This is a genomic window from Variovorax sp. YR750 (genome assembly GCF_900109805.1).
In the GTDB taxonomy this organism is placed as follows: Bacteria; Pseudomonadota; Gammaproteobacteria; order Burkholderiales; family Burkholderiaceae_C; genus Variovorax; species Variovorax gossypii.
Map to the genome: position 1 here is coordinate 283,516 of NZ_FOBJ01000007.1, position 13,364 is coordinate 296,879.

13 protein-coding genes are annotated in these 13,364 nt (G+C 68.0%); 3 read left to right on the top strand and 10 right to left on the bottom strand.

The window, feature by feature from the left end:
- Positions 1-59 precede the first annotated feature (59 nt).
- Positions 60-482: a hypothetical protein gene (locus tag BMY35_RS16805; protein ID WP_093201163.1), complete on the bottom strand. Its 423-nt coding sequence runs from the start codon at positions 480-482 to the stop codon at positions 60-62.
- A 180-nt stretch (positions 483-662) separates the two neighbouring features.
- On the opposite strand from BMY35_RS16805, the gene BMY35_RS16810 reads away from it, so the two are divergent.
- From BMY35_RS16810 to BMY35_RS16820, 3 genes are all read left to right on the top strand, one after another.
- On the top strand, positions 663-1,115 hold the full coding sequence (locus tag BMY35_RS16810) for a helix-turn-helix transcriptional regulator (protein WP_093201166.1): 453 nt from the start codon (positions 663-665) through the stop codon (positions 1,113-1,115).
- A gap of 21 nt (positions 1,116-1,136) precedes the next feature.
- Entirely contained in the window at positions 1,137-1,523 is a 387-nt protein-coding gene (locus BMY35_RS16815) for a VOC family protein (RefSeq protein ID WP_093201168.1), read from the top strand.
- 155 nt (positions 1,524-1,678) lie between these two features.
- Positions 1,679-2,506: an HDOD domain-containing protein gene (locus BMY35_RS16820; protein ID WP_093201171.1), complete on the top strand. Its 828-nt coding sequence runs from the start codon at positions 1,679-1,681 to the stop codon at positions 2,504-2,506.
- A 19-nt stretch (positions 2,507-2,525) separates the two neighbouring features.
- Here BMY35_RS16820 and BMY35_RS16825 read toward each other — a convergent pair whose 3' ends face one another.
- The 9 genes from BMY35_RS16825 to BMY35_RS16865 all read right to left on the bottom strand — a co-directional run bounded on the left by BMY35_RS16825 (position 2,526) and on the right by BMY35_RS16865 (position 13,280).
- Positions 2,526-3,272 carry a tRNA-uridine aminocarboxypropyltransferase gene (locus BMY35_RS16825; RefSeq protein WP_093201174.1) on the bottom strand — a complete coding sequence of 249 codons (747 nt, stop codon included), beginning with the start codon at positions 3,270-3,272 and terminating at the stop codon, positions 2,526-2,528.
- A 34-nt stretch (positions 3,273-3,306) separates the two neighbouring features.
- Positions 3,307-3,822, bottom strand: coding sequence for a hypothetical protein (locus BMY35_RS16830; protein ID WP_093201176.1), 516 nt, complete (start codon positions 3,820-3,822; stop codon positions 3,307-3,309).
- A gap of 60 nt (positions 3,823-3,882) precedes the next feature.
- A complete protein-coding gene (locus tag BMY35_RS16835) occupies positions 3,883-5,250 on the bottom strand; it encodes an NHL repeat-containing protein (RefSeq protein WP_093201179.1) in 1,368 nt (455 codons plus the stop codon).
- A 343-nt stretch (positions 5,251-5,593) separates the two neighbouring features.
- Positions 5,594-6,805, bottom strand: coding sequence for a DUF1501 domain-containing protein (locus tag BMY35_RS16840; RefSeq protein ID WP_093201181.1), 1,212 nt, complete (start codon positions 6,803-6,805; stop codon positions 5,594-5,596).
- Between the two features lie 158 nt (positions 6,806-6,963).
- A complete protein-coding gene (locus BMY35_RS16845; protein WP_093201183.1) occupies positions 6,964-8,514 on the bottom strand; it encodes a DUF1800 domain-containing protein in 1,551 nt (516 codons plus the stop codon).
- Between the two features lie 53 nt (positions 8,515-8,567).
- The gene (locus BMY35_RS16850; protein WP_093201186.1) at positions 8,568-9,038 is read right to left on the bottom strand and encodes a hypothetical protein; all 471 of its coding nucleotides are present in this window, start codon (positions 9,036-9,038) and stop codon (positions 8,568-8,570) included.
- Positions 9,039-9,159: 121 nt separating this feature from the next.
- Positions 9,160-9,849 carry a DsbA family oxidoreductase gene (locus BMY35_RS16855; RefSeq protein WP_093201189.1) on the bottom strand — a complete coding sequence of 230 codons (690 nt, stop codon included), beginning with the start codon at positions 9,847-9,849 and terminating at the stop codon, positions 9,160-9,162.
- 65 nt (positions 9,850-9,914) lie between these two features.
- On the bottom strand, positions 9,915-11,324 hold the full coding sequence (locus BMY35_RS16860; protein ID WP_093201191.1) for an MFS transporter: 1,410 nt from the start codon (positions 11,322-11,324) through the stop codon (positions 9,915-9,917).
- A gap of 60 nt (positions 11,325-11,384) precedes the next feature.
- A complete protein-coding gene (locus BMY35_RS16865; RefSeq protein ID WP_093201194.1) occupies positions 11,385-13,280 on the bottom strand; it encodes a bifunctional sugar phosphate isomerase/epimerase/4-hydroxyphenylpyruvate dioxygenase family protein in 1,896 nt (631 codons plus the stop codon).
- Between the last annotated feature and the right edge of the window lie 84 nt (positions 13,281-13,364).

A 13,364-nucleotide genomic window follows, 5' to 3' on the forward strand; every position in this document is an offset into this window, starting at 1 on the left:
GTTCGGAATTGATGGCTGCCCCCGATTGTCCTATCGACGCCGCCCCGCGGCGCGGAGGCTCACTTTCCCACCGCGATGAGGCACCAGACGATGGCCGCCAGCTGAGCGATGTTGATCAGGATCGCGATGACGTGGGTCCTGCGGAACCCCGGTATCGCATCCATGTAGTTCGACTGGATCTGCGCCCCGAGCGCGTCCATCTTCGGAATGACTTTCCGGCGCAGGACGACCGAGATCGCCGCCAGCACGGCGGCACCGGCGGCGATCCACAGGCGGCCGGCAGTGGCGAAGCTGAGCGCGGTCGCCGAGGCGGTGACGAATGCCGCGACGTAGTAGATGTTGAAGAAGCCCCGCACGAAGCGGGCGTCGAGCGGCGTGTCGTGCTTCAGCACCAGGAGCGGGATGGAGCCCATGATGAAGTACGCCGTAGTGACGAGGAGTGCCACCGTGAAGAACAAGGCGGCGAACATGGCTGCAGACATCTTGACTTCCTCCAAGCGGTGGGAGAGCCCGGCAGCGGCCAATCCGGCAACCCCGGCAGGCAGGGCCGTTGTCCGCAGGCGGCGATGGTGCCACATCGGCAGGCGGGCTCATAGGTGGCGTCCGGCACGGGGCGTGGCGACAATGCGCGCAACCACGCCCGGCCTCCGCCCTGCCCCGCCATGATCTCCCCCGGCCTGCTCAAGCGAATGTGCGATGCCCGCCGGCGCCTCCAGTGCGAACTGGAGCCGCCGGCCAGCGTGGCGCACCTGGCGGCGGAAGCCCGCCTGTCGACCTCGCATTTCATCAGCCAGTTCAGCGCCCTCTTCGGCGAGACGCCGCTGCAATGCCGCACGCGAGCACGGCTGGAGCGCGCGCGGGAGATGCTCGTGTCCACCGACGAGCCGGCCACGCAGATCGGCCTTGCGCTGGGCTTCGCCAGCCAGGGGAGCTTCTCCCGCCTGTTCAGCAGGCACTTCGGCATGCCGCCCAGGAGATACAGGCGCACGGCGGAGCCGTTCGTGGCGCCCCTCGGATGCATCGCGCTCATGAACCAGGCCCATGCCCGCGACCTTGATTTCGGCGAAGTCGCGCGCGGCGATGTGGGGCAGGATGGCGGCCCCGCACTTCGCTGACGCCTTTCGTCCCACCACATCATGCGCATCAACCTCACGAGCATCTTCGTCGACGACCAGGACAAGGCCCTGGCCTTCTACACCCAGGTCCTGGGCTTCGTGAAAAGCCGGGAGCTGCCCGCCGGCAAGTACAGGTGGCTCACGGTCCGTTCGCCCGAAGGCGGCGAAACGGAACTGTCCCTCGAACCCGACGCGAACCCCGCCGCCCGCGCCTACCAGCAGGCGCTGATGAGTCAGGGTATACCCGCAACCGCCTTCCAGAGCGACGACATCGAGGCCGACGTCAAACGCCTGCGGGAGCACGGCGTGCGCTTCACGACCGACCCCATCGACCATGGGCAGGTCAGGCTCGCGATCTTCGCGGACACCTGCGGCAACCTGATCCAGATCTACCAGCTTCGAGGGTAGAACCCCGCCGAACCCCGCAAAGGGCCTGCAGGAGTGGCTCCGGACCTACCGGAATCAGTAGAAATTGCGTATTCGCGTCTGTTCGGGCGTTTGCCTGGGGGTGTGCTGGAGGACAATCTTTTGCATACATAGGCCAGACAACAAAACCCAGCGCCATGACACTCGACGAACTCTTTGCCAATGACGAGTCGCTTCCCACCGTACCGAGGGTGGTGTCCGATCTGATGGAGATGCTGCGGGACGACGAGGTGTCCTTCGCAGCCATCGCGCACCGGATCGAACTCGACCAGGTGCTCGCCGCCAAGGTGCTGCAGATGGTCAACTCGCCGCTCTTCGGGCTGCGGCGCAAGATTTCCTCGATACAGGGCGCGATCCTGATGCTGGGGCTCTCCGCCATCCGCTCGGTGGTCGTGAGCTCGGGCCTGGCGGGCGCCTTCCGAAAGGTGGACGGCGTCGGCCTCCCCGCCTTCTGGGCGCACAGCCTGCGCGTGGCCTCGGTCTCGAGGTACCTGGCCTCCAAGACGCGGCAGGTCGACCCCAACCTGGCCTTCACCGCGGGCAGCATGCACGCCATTGGCCACCTGATCATGGCGCAGGCGATGCCCGCCCGCGTCGCGGCGCTGAACGCAACCCACCCCTTCGAGGCACTGGGGCGCGCGCAGCTCGAGCTGGTCGAGTTCGGCTATCACTACGGCGACGTGAGCGCCTCCCTGGCGCAGCGCTGGGGCTTCGCCCCCGACCTGGTCGGCGCGCTCTCCAGCTTCGTGAGCCCGGCCAAGTCGGAACACCCCGATGTGCTCGGCGGCATCCTGCACCTGGCCGTGTGGCGCGTTGCGCTGGAGCGCCAGGGCGTGGACCTGGGCAACATCGGCGGCTTCTGGCCGAGCCAGTCGGCAATGGCGGTCGGCATCACCGAAGACATCGTCCAGGAAATGCCGGCGCCGCGCGAGCTTGCGGCCGATCTCGAATCGATGATCGCCTGACGGCGCTGCCGCCCGGCAGTCATCCAGGCCGCAGGCCGGCCACCTCGCGCAGCCTCTGGTGGGCTGCGCCTTCCCACAAGACGGGCTGCTGGTTCTTCGCACGCAGGTAGTGGTGCGTGAACACCGTCAGATAGGCCTCCAGCGTCTGCTCGGCGACATGCTCGCCCGCCAGGTTCATGCACATCGCGGCCACCTCGCTGGTGCAGAAGTGGTCGTCGCGGCCGGAGTTGCGCAGCTTGTACTGGGTGATCTGCTGCGGCTGCAGGCTGAGCACCGGCAGCCGGTCGAGGTATGGGCTCCTGCGGAACATCTTGCGCGCCTCGGCCCAGGTCGCGTCGAACAGGATGAAGAGCGGCCGCTTCCCGGCAGCGCTGCCCTCGGAGCCGGGCGACCGAACAGCCTCCACCACCCTCTCGGGCGCCGCGTACTGCCCCGGAAACACCACGTACGGCTGCCATTGCGGGTCGTTCAGCAGCGCCAGCAGCGCCGGATCGGTCTCGGTGCGGGCCCAGCCGAAGGCGAAGGTATCGGCCACCACGTCGGCGACCAGCCAACCAGTATTGGTGGGCTTGAGCGGCTCGATGTCCGCCATGAGCAGGCACACGCCCGCGCGCGTTGCGATCGACGGGCGCATGGCGCACATGCAATGGCTGGGCACCAGGCGACAGCCCGCGCAGCGCTCGCGCTTGAAGCCGCCACGGGCAAGAAAGGGCTTGGCGCTTCGTGCCAGGCGCGCGGCACGAAGAAGGGAAACGGCATGGGGCATGCGGGGATTCTCGGCGGTGTCGCCGCCGCTGCGATCAGGCGGCAGTTCCAGCTGCGTCGCGGTCGATGCCCGCCACCAGTTCTCGCAGCCATGCCCGGTGGCTGCTGAAGCCCCCGAGTTGCTCCTCGGCGGCCTCTCTCTGCGCCAGATGCCGCTCCAGGAAGCGGAAGCCGACCCGCGCCGCAGCTTCGCGCAGGGTTTCGTCGGGCAGCTCGCATTCGTAGAGGAAGTCGAATCGGGTTGCCCAGAACCCTTGCTCCGTGCCGGCGACGCGCTCGAACCCGGCAGGGTCTTCGATGCTGAACTCGATGAACTCCAGGCCGCCCGCCGTCTCCCGGAGGCCACAGACCCTGCTGCCGTGGTCCCACAGCGGAACCAGCGTCGGCCCCTCGGGCACGCCGGCACCGCGGTAGGCATAGAACGGCGGCCCCAGGCAGGAGCCGCGGAACGCCTCGTGGATGCACTGGCCGGCCGCCAGCTGCATCAGCGGGGCAGACAAGCCGAGCCGCTGCAGCTCGGGCATTCGCAGGTGTTCACCGATCACGGCCATGTTTGTCTCGATCCTTCTCGCACGTCGGCCCGGATCATGGCGCATGAGGGCCCTGGCGGCTCAGGGCGCGGGCGTCGGCGTGATCTTGCGGATCTTGTGGTTGAACTGGTCGGCCACGTAGACGTTGCCTGCGGCGTCCACCGCCACGCCGTAGGGAGTGTTGAACGACGCTGCCTTGCCCACGTCGTCCTTCGCCCCGGATCTGCCCGCGGTACCCGCCAGGGTCCTGACCATGCCGTCCGGCGTGATCCTGCGGATCACGTGGGTCGTGCTGTCGGCCACGTAGAGGCTGCCGCTGGAGTCGATCGCGATGCCCACCGGGAAGGAGAAGGTCGCGTCGTTGCCCTTCCCGTCGACGGAACCGCTGGTGCTCCGCTTGCCGAACGGCGTCGTGACCACGCCCTGCGGCGTGATCTTGCGGATCACGTGGCTGCCGAAGTCGGTCACGAGCATGTTGCCCGCGGCGTCCATCGCGATGCCGGCGGGCACGCTGAAGGTCGCACTGGTGCCGGTGCCGTCGGCTGTGCCCTGGGCGCCCGACCCTGCGAAGGTACTGACCTCGAGGTCGGGCGCGATCTTGCGGATCTTCTGACCCTGCGAGTCGCCGACGAAAAGGTTGCCCTGTGCGTCGAAGGCAACGCCCGAAGGCTGGTTGAAAGATGCGCCGGTGCCGTGCCCGTCGACCGAACTGAAGCTGCCGGACCCCGCCAGCGTGCTCACCGCCCCTGCCGGCGTGACCTTGCGAACCGTGTTGCCCATGAGCTCGGTCAGATAGATGTTGCCGTCGGCATCCAGGGCAAGGTCGAAAGGATCGGAGAGGGTTCCGCCAGCGCCGCTGCCCGCCACGGTCGTGACGGCGCCCGAGGGAGAAACCTTGCGGATCAGCTTGTACCGGGTATCGGTCACGTAGAGGTTGCCGGCTGCATCCACCCTCACGCCCCTGGGCCTGGCGAACTCGGCGGCGAGCCCGTCGCCGTCGAGCTTGCCCTCGGTGCCCGAGCCGGCCAGTGTCGAGACCGTCGCCTGAGCCTCCGCGCAGGTGACCGTCACGCCGGTGACCTCGGCGGCTGCATTGCCGCTGCCATTCCCCACGGTGCAGAACTGCCACAGCGGCTGTGTGCGCACGGTGACGGCATAGGCGCTGCCTTCCTTGGCGGGAGTCGCGAAGCTGAACCTGCCGTCCGCAGTGAGCGTCAGGTCATCGCCCGCGTTGTTCTGCAGCACGAGCTTGCCGCTGGTGATGCCGCTGAGGGTTCCGCCGATCGCATGCGTCGCGATGGGTGTCTCGGGCTGAGGCTGCGGTTGTACGACGGGCGCCAGCGGAACGAAGCCGCCTCCTCCGGAGCCGCCCCCGCAGGAAGCCAGGACCATGACGGCAGCGGCGATGGCGCAGAAGCGGGCAAGAGGAGTCGAACGGAGCGAGAACATCGGTTTCCTTTTCTTGTTCTTGGGCGCTGCGCCTGGCGGCGAAACGACGGTTTTCGACAGCCGTGGCTGGCTCCGGAAGAAAAATTCCAGAGGCAGCGATAGGTCTTGGTTGAAGCGCGAAGACCCCGGACGGAGCAAAAAACGCCCCCGCGAGAGCTGCCGAGAAGTCTGAAGATCCTTATCTTCGTTAACTATTTGTGTCCCAGCTATCACCGAAATTGGGGATATCTGGACGCAAGCACGCGCGGGGCCGGCGTCCTGAAACGCAGGCCCCTCGAGGGAAGAGAAAAGGAAGAAAAGGAAGGCCGGCCGTCGCCACTGCGGCCGGCATCGGCGCCGCCGGCTAGACCAGCCGCAGGTCCTTGGGCGCCACGCCGTCGAACACCTTCGCGAGCTGCGCCGGAGAAAGCCCGTACATCCGCTGGAACAGCCCGCCGAACACCGCCCGGTATTCATTGAGCACCGGATAGTCGCGGTTCTGGAACAGCGTGGCCTGCGTCAGCGCCTGCTGTTCGCCGACGATGCGCCCGCCTGCCTGTGCCGAGAGCCCGCCGCCCAGCACCCAGTAGACGGTGCCGTGGCCATGGTCGGTGCCGCGGTTGCCGTTCTCGCGGAAGGTGCGGCCGAACTCGCTGATGACGACCACCACGGTCTGGCGCCACGCGTCGTCGCCCATCTCCTGCGCGAAACCGGCCACGCCCCGGCCCAGCTCCTCGAAGCGGTTGGCGAGATAGCCGGTGGCGCCGCCCTGCCCCACGTGGGTGTCCCAGCCACCGACGTCGACGAAGCCGAGGTCGAAGCGGTCACGCATCAGCAGCGCCATGCGGCGCGCCACCAGCTCGAAGCCCTTGGCGGACATGGCGTTGCGGCTGGCGGCGTCCATCTCGGCCTGCACCGCGCGCATCACCTCGTCGCGCACCTGGAAGCCCTCAGCCACAGGCTGGGCCAGCGGGGTGTTGCGGTACATGGCCGTGATGACCTGGCTCTGCCGCGCGTCGATGCCCGAGCGCGCATTGCCCGCGAGCGCCATGTTGGCGGCCTTGGCGCTGCCACGCATCGAGATCGGCAACTGATCGGTGAAGGCGATGGGCGACACGTCGGTGACGGGCCCCGCGCCGAGCACGCCGGCCAGCCGGTTGAGGAAGCCCGAGCGGTAGTCGCGGCGCCTGTCGAGCGCCTGTCCGAGCTCGATGGAATCCTGCGTCTCGAAGTGGCTGCGCGTGAGGTCGTCGGTGCCGGCGAAGGCGATGAACGAAGCCTGCTTCTGCTGGAACATCGGCATCACGCTCTGCGCCAGCGCGGGGTGCAGGCCCCAGTCGCCGTCCAGCGGCAGCGCGCCGTTGGGCGAGCCGGGCCGCGCGATGGCGATGTTGGGGCGCGAGGCGTAGTAGAAGTCGCTGCTCGTGGGCACGAGCAGGTTGCTGCAGTCGTACGCGCCGCGCAGGAACACGACCAGCAGCTTGGCGCCTTCCGCGGAGGGCGCGGCCATCACCCTGGCGGCGGCGCCCGCGAACGGCACGGCGGCCGCGAGCTTCAGGAGTTCTCGACGTTGCATGACGGTGTCCTTTCTTTCTTCTTGCCTTGCTCCTTCCCCCTCTGGGGGAAGGTTGGGATGGGGGCATGCGGCGCTTGTTCAGCCTCAGCGCTTCATCGAACGCCGCTGTGCCCCCACCCCTGCCCTCCCCCAGCGGGGGAGGGAGAAAAACCCCAACCTCAGCGGCGCATCAGCTCGGGCGAAGCCAGCAGGAAGGTGTTCCACTCCTGCGGGTTCTTCGCCTGCGCCAGTGCCTCGCGCGTGTCCGTGCTCATGCTGCCCTGCATCGTGCGCACCGCGCGCGAATCGGCCAGCGGCGGAAACGCAGGCTTCTCCAGCGGCGCCTTGTCGTCCGCGCGGAACAGCACGGCACCGTTCGCGCCGATGGCCCGCGCGATCTCGAAGCGCGTGTTCATCTGCCCCGCGCTGGCCCAGGCGGCCTCGTTGAGCGGATAGCCGTCGGGCGTCTCGTGGCCGTAGAGCTGCTCGCCCATGCGGTTGATCCAGCCGAGCATCGGGTTCACGTTCGACACCACACGGTCGTCGTACGCGAGCCGCACGCCGGCGATCACGTAGTGCACCGGGTCGCGGAACTTGCGGCCCAGCGAGGCGGTGAACTCGGGCGACTCGAACAGCGCCTTCAGCGTGACGGCGATGTCGCCGTCGCTGCGCGTGAAGGCCGCAGCCATGCGGTCGACCAGCGCCTGCGGCGGATCGTCGGAGACGAAGTACACGGCCAGCTTGCGCGAGATGAATCGCGCGGTGGCCGGCGCGCGCGCGAGGCGGTCGAGCGCCTCGTCGGCTTCGGCCAGACCCTTACCCTGTATCGGCTGGCCCAGCAATGTCTTCGGCCCGTAGTCGTGCCGGTTCGGGTTGAACTCGAAGAGGCCCTTGCGCACGTAGTCGGCGCGCAGGTTCGGCCGCACGTTCGGCGGCGGTGCATCGAGCGGCTGGTAGCTCACGCCCACGCCGGTGAGCACGCGCGCCAGCTCCTGCACGTCGCCCTGCGTGTAGCCACCGCCCACGCCCAGCGTGTGCAGCTCCATCAGCTCGCGCGCGTAGTTCTCGTTGATGCGGTTGGCGGCGTTCTGCGCGTTGTCGAGGTAGCGCAGCATCGCGGGGTGATGCAGCGTGGCGCCGAGAAGGTCGCGGAACCTGCCGAGCGCGTGCGGGCGGATCGCGTTCTCCTCGTAGTCGCCCACCATCGCGCGGATGTTGTCCTTGCGCAGGTTGACGTTGAAGTGGTTCATCCAGAACCAGGTCATCTGCTCCTGCAGCTGGTTGGGCGAATAGAGCGCGCGCAGCACGAAGCGCTGCTGCGCCTCGCGCACCAGCCCGTTGAGCCGCTGCTGGTAGGCCTGCCGCGCGGCTTTCTTCTGGTCTTCGTCGGGCAGCGCGTCGGCCGCCTTGCGCTGCGCGTCGAGCTCGGTGACGAGCTGGTCGAGCGGCATGCGCGAGATCTCCATCGCGTCTATCTGCGCCTGCGCGGCCGCCGGCAGCGGCGCGGGTCGCGGGTTGAGCTGGTCGCGCATCCACAGCGACAGGCCGCGCTTCGCGAGCTGCGCATCGCTGCTCGCATTGGCGCCCCAGCTCACGCGATCGAGCCAGCGCAGCCGCGTGGCATCGTTCACCTGCGCCGAGGGCAGCGACACCGAGACCAGCGGCCGGCGATCTCCCTCGGTACTCGCGCAGGCCGCGAGCAGCGCCAGCGCGCATGCGCCCAGCGCCATCGACGCGCGCCGCGTGGAGAAAAACGGCAAGACGGTAGTGGCCGGCACGGCCCTCACTCCCTGCGCAGGTCGTGGCGGCGAACGTCGCCGATGGCATGCTGCGCGGTGGCGAGCGCAAGGTCGACATGCGCAAGGCCGCGCTGCTGGAACGGCCGCGAGCGCGGATCGTCCTCTTCGCGTGCGACGTCGGAGCGCACCTTGCGCAGCAGGTCGACCGCCGCATGCAGGCGGCCTTCGGGCGGCATCCATGCATCGGTGGGCTCGCGCCATTCGACGGGCTTGCCATCGAGCCATGCGGCGTGCTGCAGGTCGCCGATGGCGGCGTGAATCTCGTCGATCACCACCTGCTCGTCGCGCGAGACCTGCCCGTCCTCGGGACGGCGGTGCTCCACTTTCCAGGCCGCGGTGCGCAGGTCGGACAAGGCGTGGAGATAGAACGGGTGCCTTCCGTATTCGTCCGCCAGTGCCGGCAACGAAGCCGCGGCCATGAGGGCGAGAGCGGCAATTAGGCTTTTCTTATTCATCTTCGGGGCTCCAGTGATTGAGGACTGTAGGGACGCCTCCTCAACCACCGCAAGCCCATTCGCGTTGACGCTCTTTACCGTCGTAACGCTGCGCAAAGCTGGCGCCTGAGCACCGGCCAAGTCAGGCTGTGGCAAGGCCCGAAGGTGCAGCTCCGGCGATCTGGCGCAGGGCCCGCTCGAACACCTCGACGGGCTGGCCGCCCGAGATCAGGTGGCGGTCGTTGATGATGATCGCGGGCACCGAGTGGATGCCGGCGTCGGTGTACATGCGCTCGCGTTCGCGGGTTTCCTGCGCGAACTCCTCGCCGTCCAGGATCTGGCGTGCACGGGCCGGGTCGAGCCCCGCTTCGGTGGCGGCGCGCACCAGCACTTCGGGGTCGGAGGGATTCTGGCTGTCGGTGAAGTAGGCCTTCAGCAGCAGCTTCTTCAGCGCCGCCTGCTTCTGCGGGCTCTCGAGCTCGGCCCAATGCAGCAGCCGGTGTGCGTTGAAGGTGTTGTAGACGCGCGGACGGCCTTCGGGGCTGAACTCGAAGCCCACCGCCGCGCCGCGCTGGCGGATCATCTCGCGCGACTGCGCCTGCTGTTCGCGCGTGGAGCCGTACTTCTGGTTGAGGTGCTCGAAGGTGTCCTGGCCTTCGGGCGGCATCTGCGGGTTCAGCTCGAAGGGCTGGAAGTGCAGGTCCGCGGTGATCTCCGGTGCCACCTTCCCCAGTGCCGCCTCGAGCGAACTCAGGCCAATGGCGCACCAGGGACAGGACACATCGGAGACGAAGTCGATCTTGAGGCGGGAGGGGGAAGATGTGGAGGTCATGGCGCCATTCTTCCCGGCGCCACAACCCTTGGCAGGCGAAAGGTCTTCGTCCTGCGAATGGCCTCTCAGGCGGCAGCCTTGGCCAGGCGAGCTTCCTGCATCGTCTGCTCGCGCATGCGGTCGTACTCCTGCTTGTCGACCGGCACCGCGTTCGGGTCGCCCAGGTCACGCATGTGGATGCGGTAGGTCTCGCGGGCGCTCAGCGCGGCCAGGGCCGCCAGCACCGTCACCGCAAGGGTGATGGCCCCCACGGTGAACCACACGTTGGTCGAGCCGGGAGGCGCGACAGCGGCGAACAGAGCGGGCAGCAGCGCGGTGAAGGTGGTGCCGATGTTCTGCGAGATGGCCATGGCCGACACGCGGTTGCGGGTGCGGAACAGCTCCGGATAGAAGCTCGGGAAGGTCGCGTTGTAGCCCTGGTAGACCACGCCCCACATCAGCAGCGACATGCAGATGGCCAGCGGCACGTTGCGGATGCTGATGGCGTACAGGTACACGAACGACAGCAGGCCCGAGACCAGCGCGCCGAAGATGATCGGCGGGCGGCGGCCGATGCGGTCCGACAGGTTGCCCACGAACGGAATGACGATCACCGCGAGGATGTTGCCGAGCACGGGGATCCACAGGTACACGTCCTTCTGGAAGCCGATGCCGTAGGCGGCCTGCACGGCATACGCCGCGCCGAACACGGTGGCCACCACCGGAATGACGTTCATCAGCGCCATGCAGACCACGCGCAGCATGTCGGCCCAGCTGTCGGTGAAGGCCTGGATGATCGGCGCCTTGGCCGTTTCGCCCTTCTTGTCGACTTCGGCGAAGGCCGGCGTCTCGTCGACTTCGCGGCGGATGATGTAGCCCGCCACGATGACCAGGAAGCTCAGCAGGAACGGAATGCGCCAGCCCCACGAGTTGAACGCCTCTTCCGGCATGTAGTGCGCCAGCGGCAGGAACACGGCGGCCGCCAGGATCTGGCCGGCCTGCACGCCCTGCAGCGTGAAGCTCGCGAAGAAGCCGCGGCGTCCGAAGGGGGCGTGTTCGAGAATCATCGAGCTCGCGCCCGAGATCTCGCCGGCCACCGCGAAGCCCTGCACCAGGCGCAGCAGCACCAGCAGCACGGGAGCCAGCAGGCCGACCTGGTCGTAGGTCGGCAGCAGGCCGACGGCCACGGTGGAGAAGCCCATCAGGAACATGCACAGCACCAGCACCTGCTTGCGACCGTGCGTGTCGCCCCAGTGGCCGAGCACGAAGGCGCCGATGGGACGCGCGACATAGCCCACGCCATAGGTCGCGAGCGAGGCGACGATGGCCGTCGTCGGGTCGCCCTTCGGGAAGAAGATCTGCGGAAAGATCAGCGCCGCGGCGGTGGCGTAGATGAAGAAGTCGTAGTACTCCAGCGCCGAGCCGATCCAGCCGCTTGCCGCGGCCTTCTTCGACTGGTGCCTGCCTTGCGGCTCACGGGCTGTGTTGCTTGCCATGTGTTGTCTCCAGTGGTGACGAAAAAAATGAAATCGGCTCTCTGTCGGTCAATCAATAAGTCAATCTGTCGATCGGTCCTGCGCCTGCGAGGCCATGCGCGCCGGTGCGTTGAGGGCACCGTAGGCGTCGTAGCTGCCCACGCGCTGCGCGACCTCGAAGAACATTCCGCCCTCGAAACTCTCGGTATAGATGTGCAGGTAGTCGCCGGCCGGCGAACGGTCGAACAGCACGCCCGCCTCGCGCATGCGCGAAAGCAGCGAGGGCTCGATGTCGATGCGCGTGGCCAGGTCGTCGTAGTAGTTGTCCGAGATGGGCACGAAGCGCGTGCCGTTGGCGCGCAGCTTCGCGGCCGCCTCGAAGATGTCGGCGCAGCTCAGCGCGATGTGGTGCACCGCGCCGCCGCCGGTCACGCTCAGCGTGCGCGCGGTGCGGGTGCGCTGGCTCAGCGACACGTTGAGCACGAGGCGCAGGCTGCGGTCGGCGTTGGCGACGCCGCGGCTGCGGATCAGCCCGAACGGGTCGGCCAGCTCCAGGCTCTCGCCGGGCTCCAGGCCGAGCACGGCGCGCGTGAACAGCACCCAGGTGTCGAGCTGGTCGACAGCCAGGCCCAGCGCCACGTGGTCGATGCGCTGCAGGCCGGCTTCATTGGCGCCAGCGCCTTCGTCCTCGAGGATGAAGTCGGCCTCGTACAGGCCGTCGGCGCCCAGTGCCTCGGGCACGAAATGGATCAGGTTGCCGCCCGGCGCCACGATGGCCGGCACGCGCAGCTCGTTGGGGCCGACCGGGCTGTCGTGCCGCTGCGAGCGCATGGCGGTGGCGCGACCCACCGCGGCGAGCGGATCGTCGCAGCGCACGCCCAGCGCGCAGACCGAAGTGCCGTGCGCCTCGAAGCGCTCGCGCGCGAAGGAATCGGGCTGCGCGTTGACGATCAGGTTGATCTCGCCCTGGCGGTACAGCGTCACGGCCTTGGAGCGGTGCCTGCCGATGCGGCGGAAGCCCAACTGCCCGAGCAGCGTGGCCAGCGTCGCGGCCGAAGCCTCGTCGGCTGCGAACTCGATGAACGACAGGCCCGAGAGCGCGGGCACCGGCGGCGGGTTGAAGAGCTCGACGCGCTGCGGCTGCATGCGGCCGGTGGCGGACAGGCGTTGGCGCGCCTCGCTCTCGAGGTACAGCAGCGAGCGCATCGCGTCCACGGCGGTACGGCGGTTCGGCGTCTCGCGGAAGATGTCATTGAAGATCTCCAGCGACAGCGGCCCGGTGTAGCCCGCGCGCAGCACCTGCTCGAAGAAGCCGACCACGTCGAAGTCGCCCTGCCCCGGGAACGAACGGTGGTGGCGTGCCCACTGCAGCACGTCCATCGACAGCAGCGGTGCGTCGGCCATCTGCAGGAAGAAGATCTTGTCGCCCGGAATGGCGGCGATGCCCGCCGGATCGTCCTTCAGCGACAGCGTGTGGAAGCTGTCGAGGATCAAGCCCAGGTGCGGGTGGTTCGCCTGCTTCACGATCTCCCAGGCCTGGCCGTACAGCGAGGTGTGGCGGCCCCAGGCCAGTGCCTCGAAGCCCACTCGCAGATTGCGGCGCGCGGCGCGCTCGGCCAGTTCGTGCAGTTGTGCGGCGGCCAACGACGGATCGTTGATGGCCAGCGGCGAGGTGTTGGAGCAGCACAGCACCATCGGCGCGCCCATGGCCTCCATCAGGTCGAACTTGCGCTCGGCGCGCTCCAGGCTGCGGCGGAACTGCGGCTCGGGCATGCCCTCGAAGTCGCGGAACGGCTGGTACAGGTCGATGCTCAGGCCCAGGTCGCCCGCGATGCGGCGCAGCTCGGCGGCCGTGCCCTTGAAGTTGATGAAGTCGGCCTCGAACAGCTCGATGCCATCGAAGCCGGCGGCGGCGACGGCTTCGAGCTTCTGGCGGAGCGTTCCGCTGAGCGAGACGGTGGCAATGGAGCGATGCATGGGGGTGGACTTTAGGAACACCCGGACCGCTCCACAATCAATTCAGCGGCCTTTTGATCGATGATCGATCACATACGTCCATCA

Coding starts and splice junctions, on each gene's coding strand:
- BMY35_RS16860 (WP_093201191.1), bottom strand. CDS start 11,324: ATGGCAAGCAACACAGCCCGTGAGCCGCAAGGCAGGCACCAGTCGAAG.
- BMY35_RS16840 (WP_093201181.1), bottom strand. CDS start 6,805: ATGCAACGTCGAGAACTCCTGAAGCTCGCGGCCGCCGTGCCGTTCGCG.
- BMY35_RS16820 (WP_093201171.1), top strand. CDS start 1,679: ATGACACTCGACGAACTCTTTGCCAATGACGAGTCGCTTCCCACCGTA.
- BMY35_RS16855 (WP_093201189.1), bottom strand. CDS start 9,849: ATGACCTCCACATCTTCCCCCTCCCGCCTCAAGATCGACTTCGTCTCC.
- BMY35_RS16825 (WP_093201174.1), bottom strand. CDS start 3,272: ATGCCCCATGCCGTTTCCCTTCTTCGTGCCGCGCGCCTGGCACGAAGC.
- BMY35_RS16850 (WP_093201186.1), bottom strand. CDS start 9,038: ATGAATAAGAAAAGCCTAATTGCCGCTCTCGCCCTCATGGCCGCGGCT.
- BMY35_RS16810 (WP_093201166.1), top strand. CDS start 663: ATGATCTCCCCCGGCCTGCTCAAGCGAATGTGCGATGCCCGCCGGCGC.
- BMY35_RS16835 (WP_093201179.1), bottom strand. CDS start 5,250: ATGTTCTCGCTCCGTTCGACTCCTCTTGCCCGCTTCTGCGCCATCGCC.
- BMY35_RS16865 (WP_093201194.1), bottom strand. CDS start 13,280: ATGCATCGCTCCATTGCCACCGTCTCGCTCAGCGGAACGCTCCGCCAG.
- BMY35_RS16830 (WP_093201176.1), bottom strand. CDS start 3,822: ATGGCCGTGATCGGTGAACACCTGCGAATGCCCGAGCTGCAGCGGCTC.
- BMY35_RS16815 (WP_093201168.1), top strand. CDS start 1,137: ATGCGCATCAACCTCACGAGCATCTTCGTCGACGACCAGGACAAGGCC.
- BMY35_RS16805 (WP_093201163.1), bottom strand. CDS start 482: ATGTCTGCAGCCATGTTCGCCGCCTTGTTCTTCACGGTGGCACTCCTC.
- BMY35_RS16845 (WP_093201183.1), bottom strand. CDS start 8,514: ATGGCGCTGGGCGCATGCGCGCTGGCGCTGCTCGCGGCCTGCGCGAGT.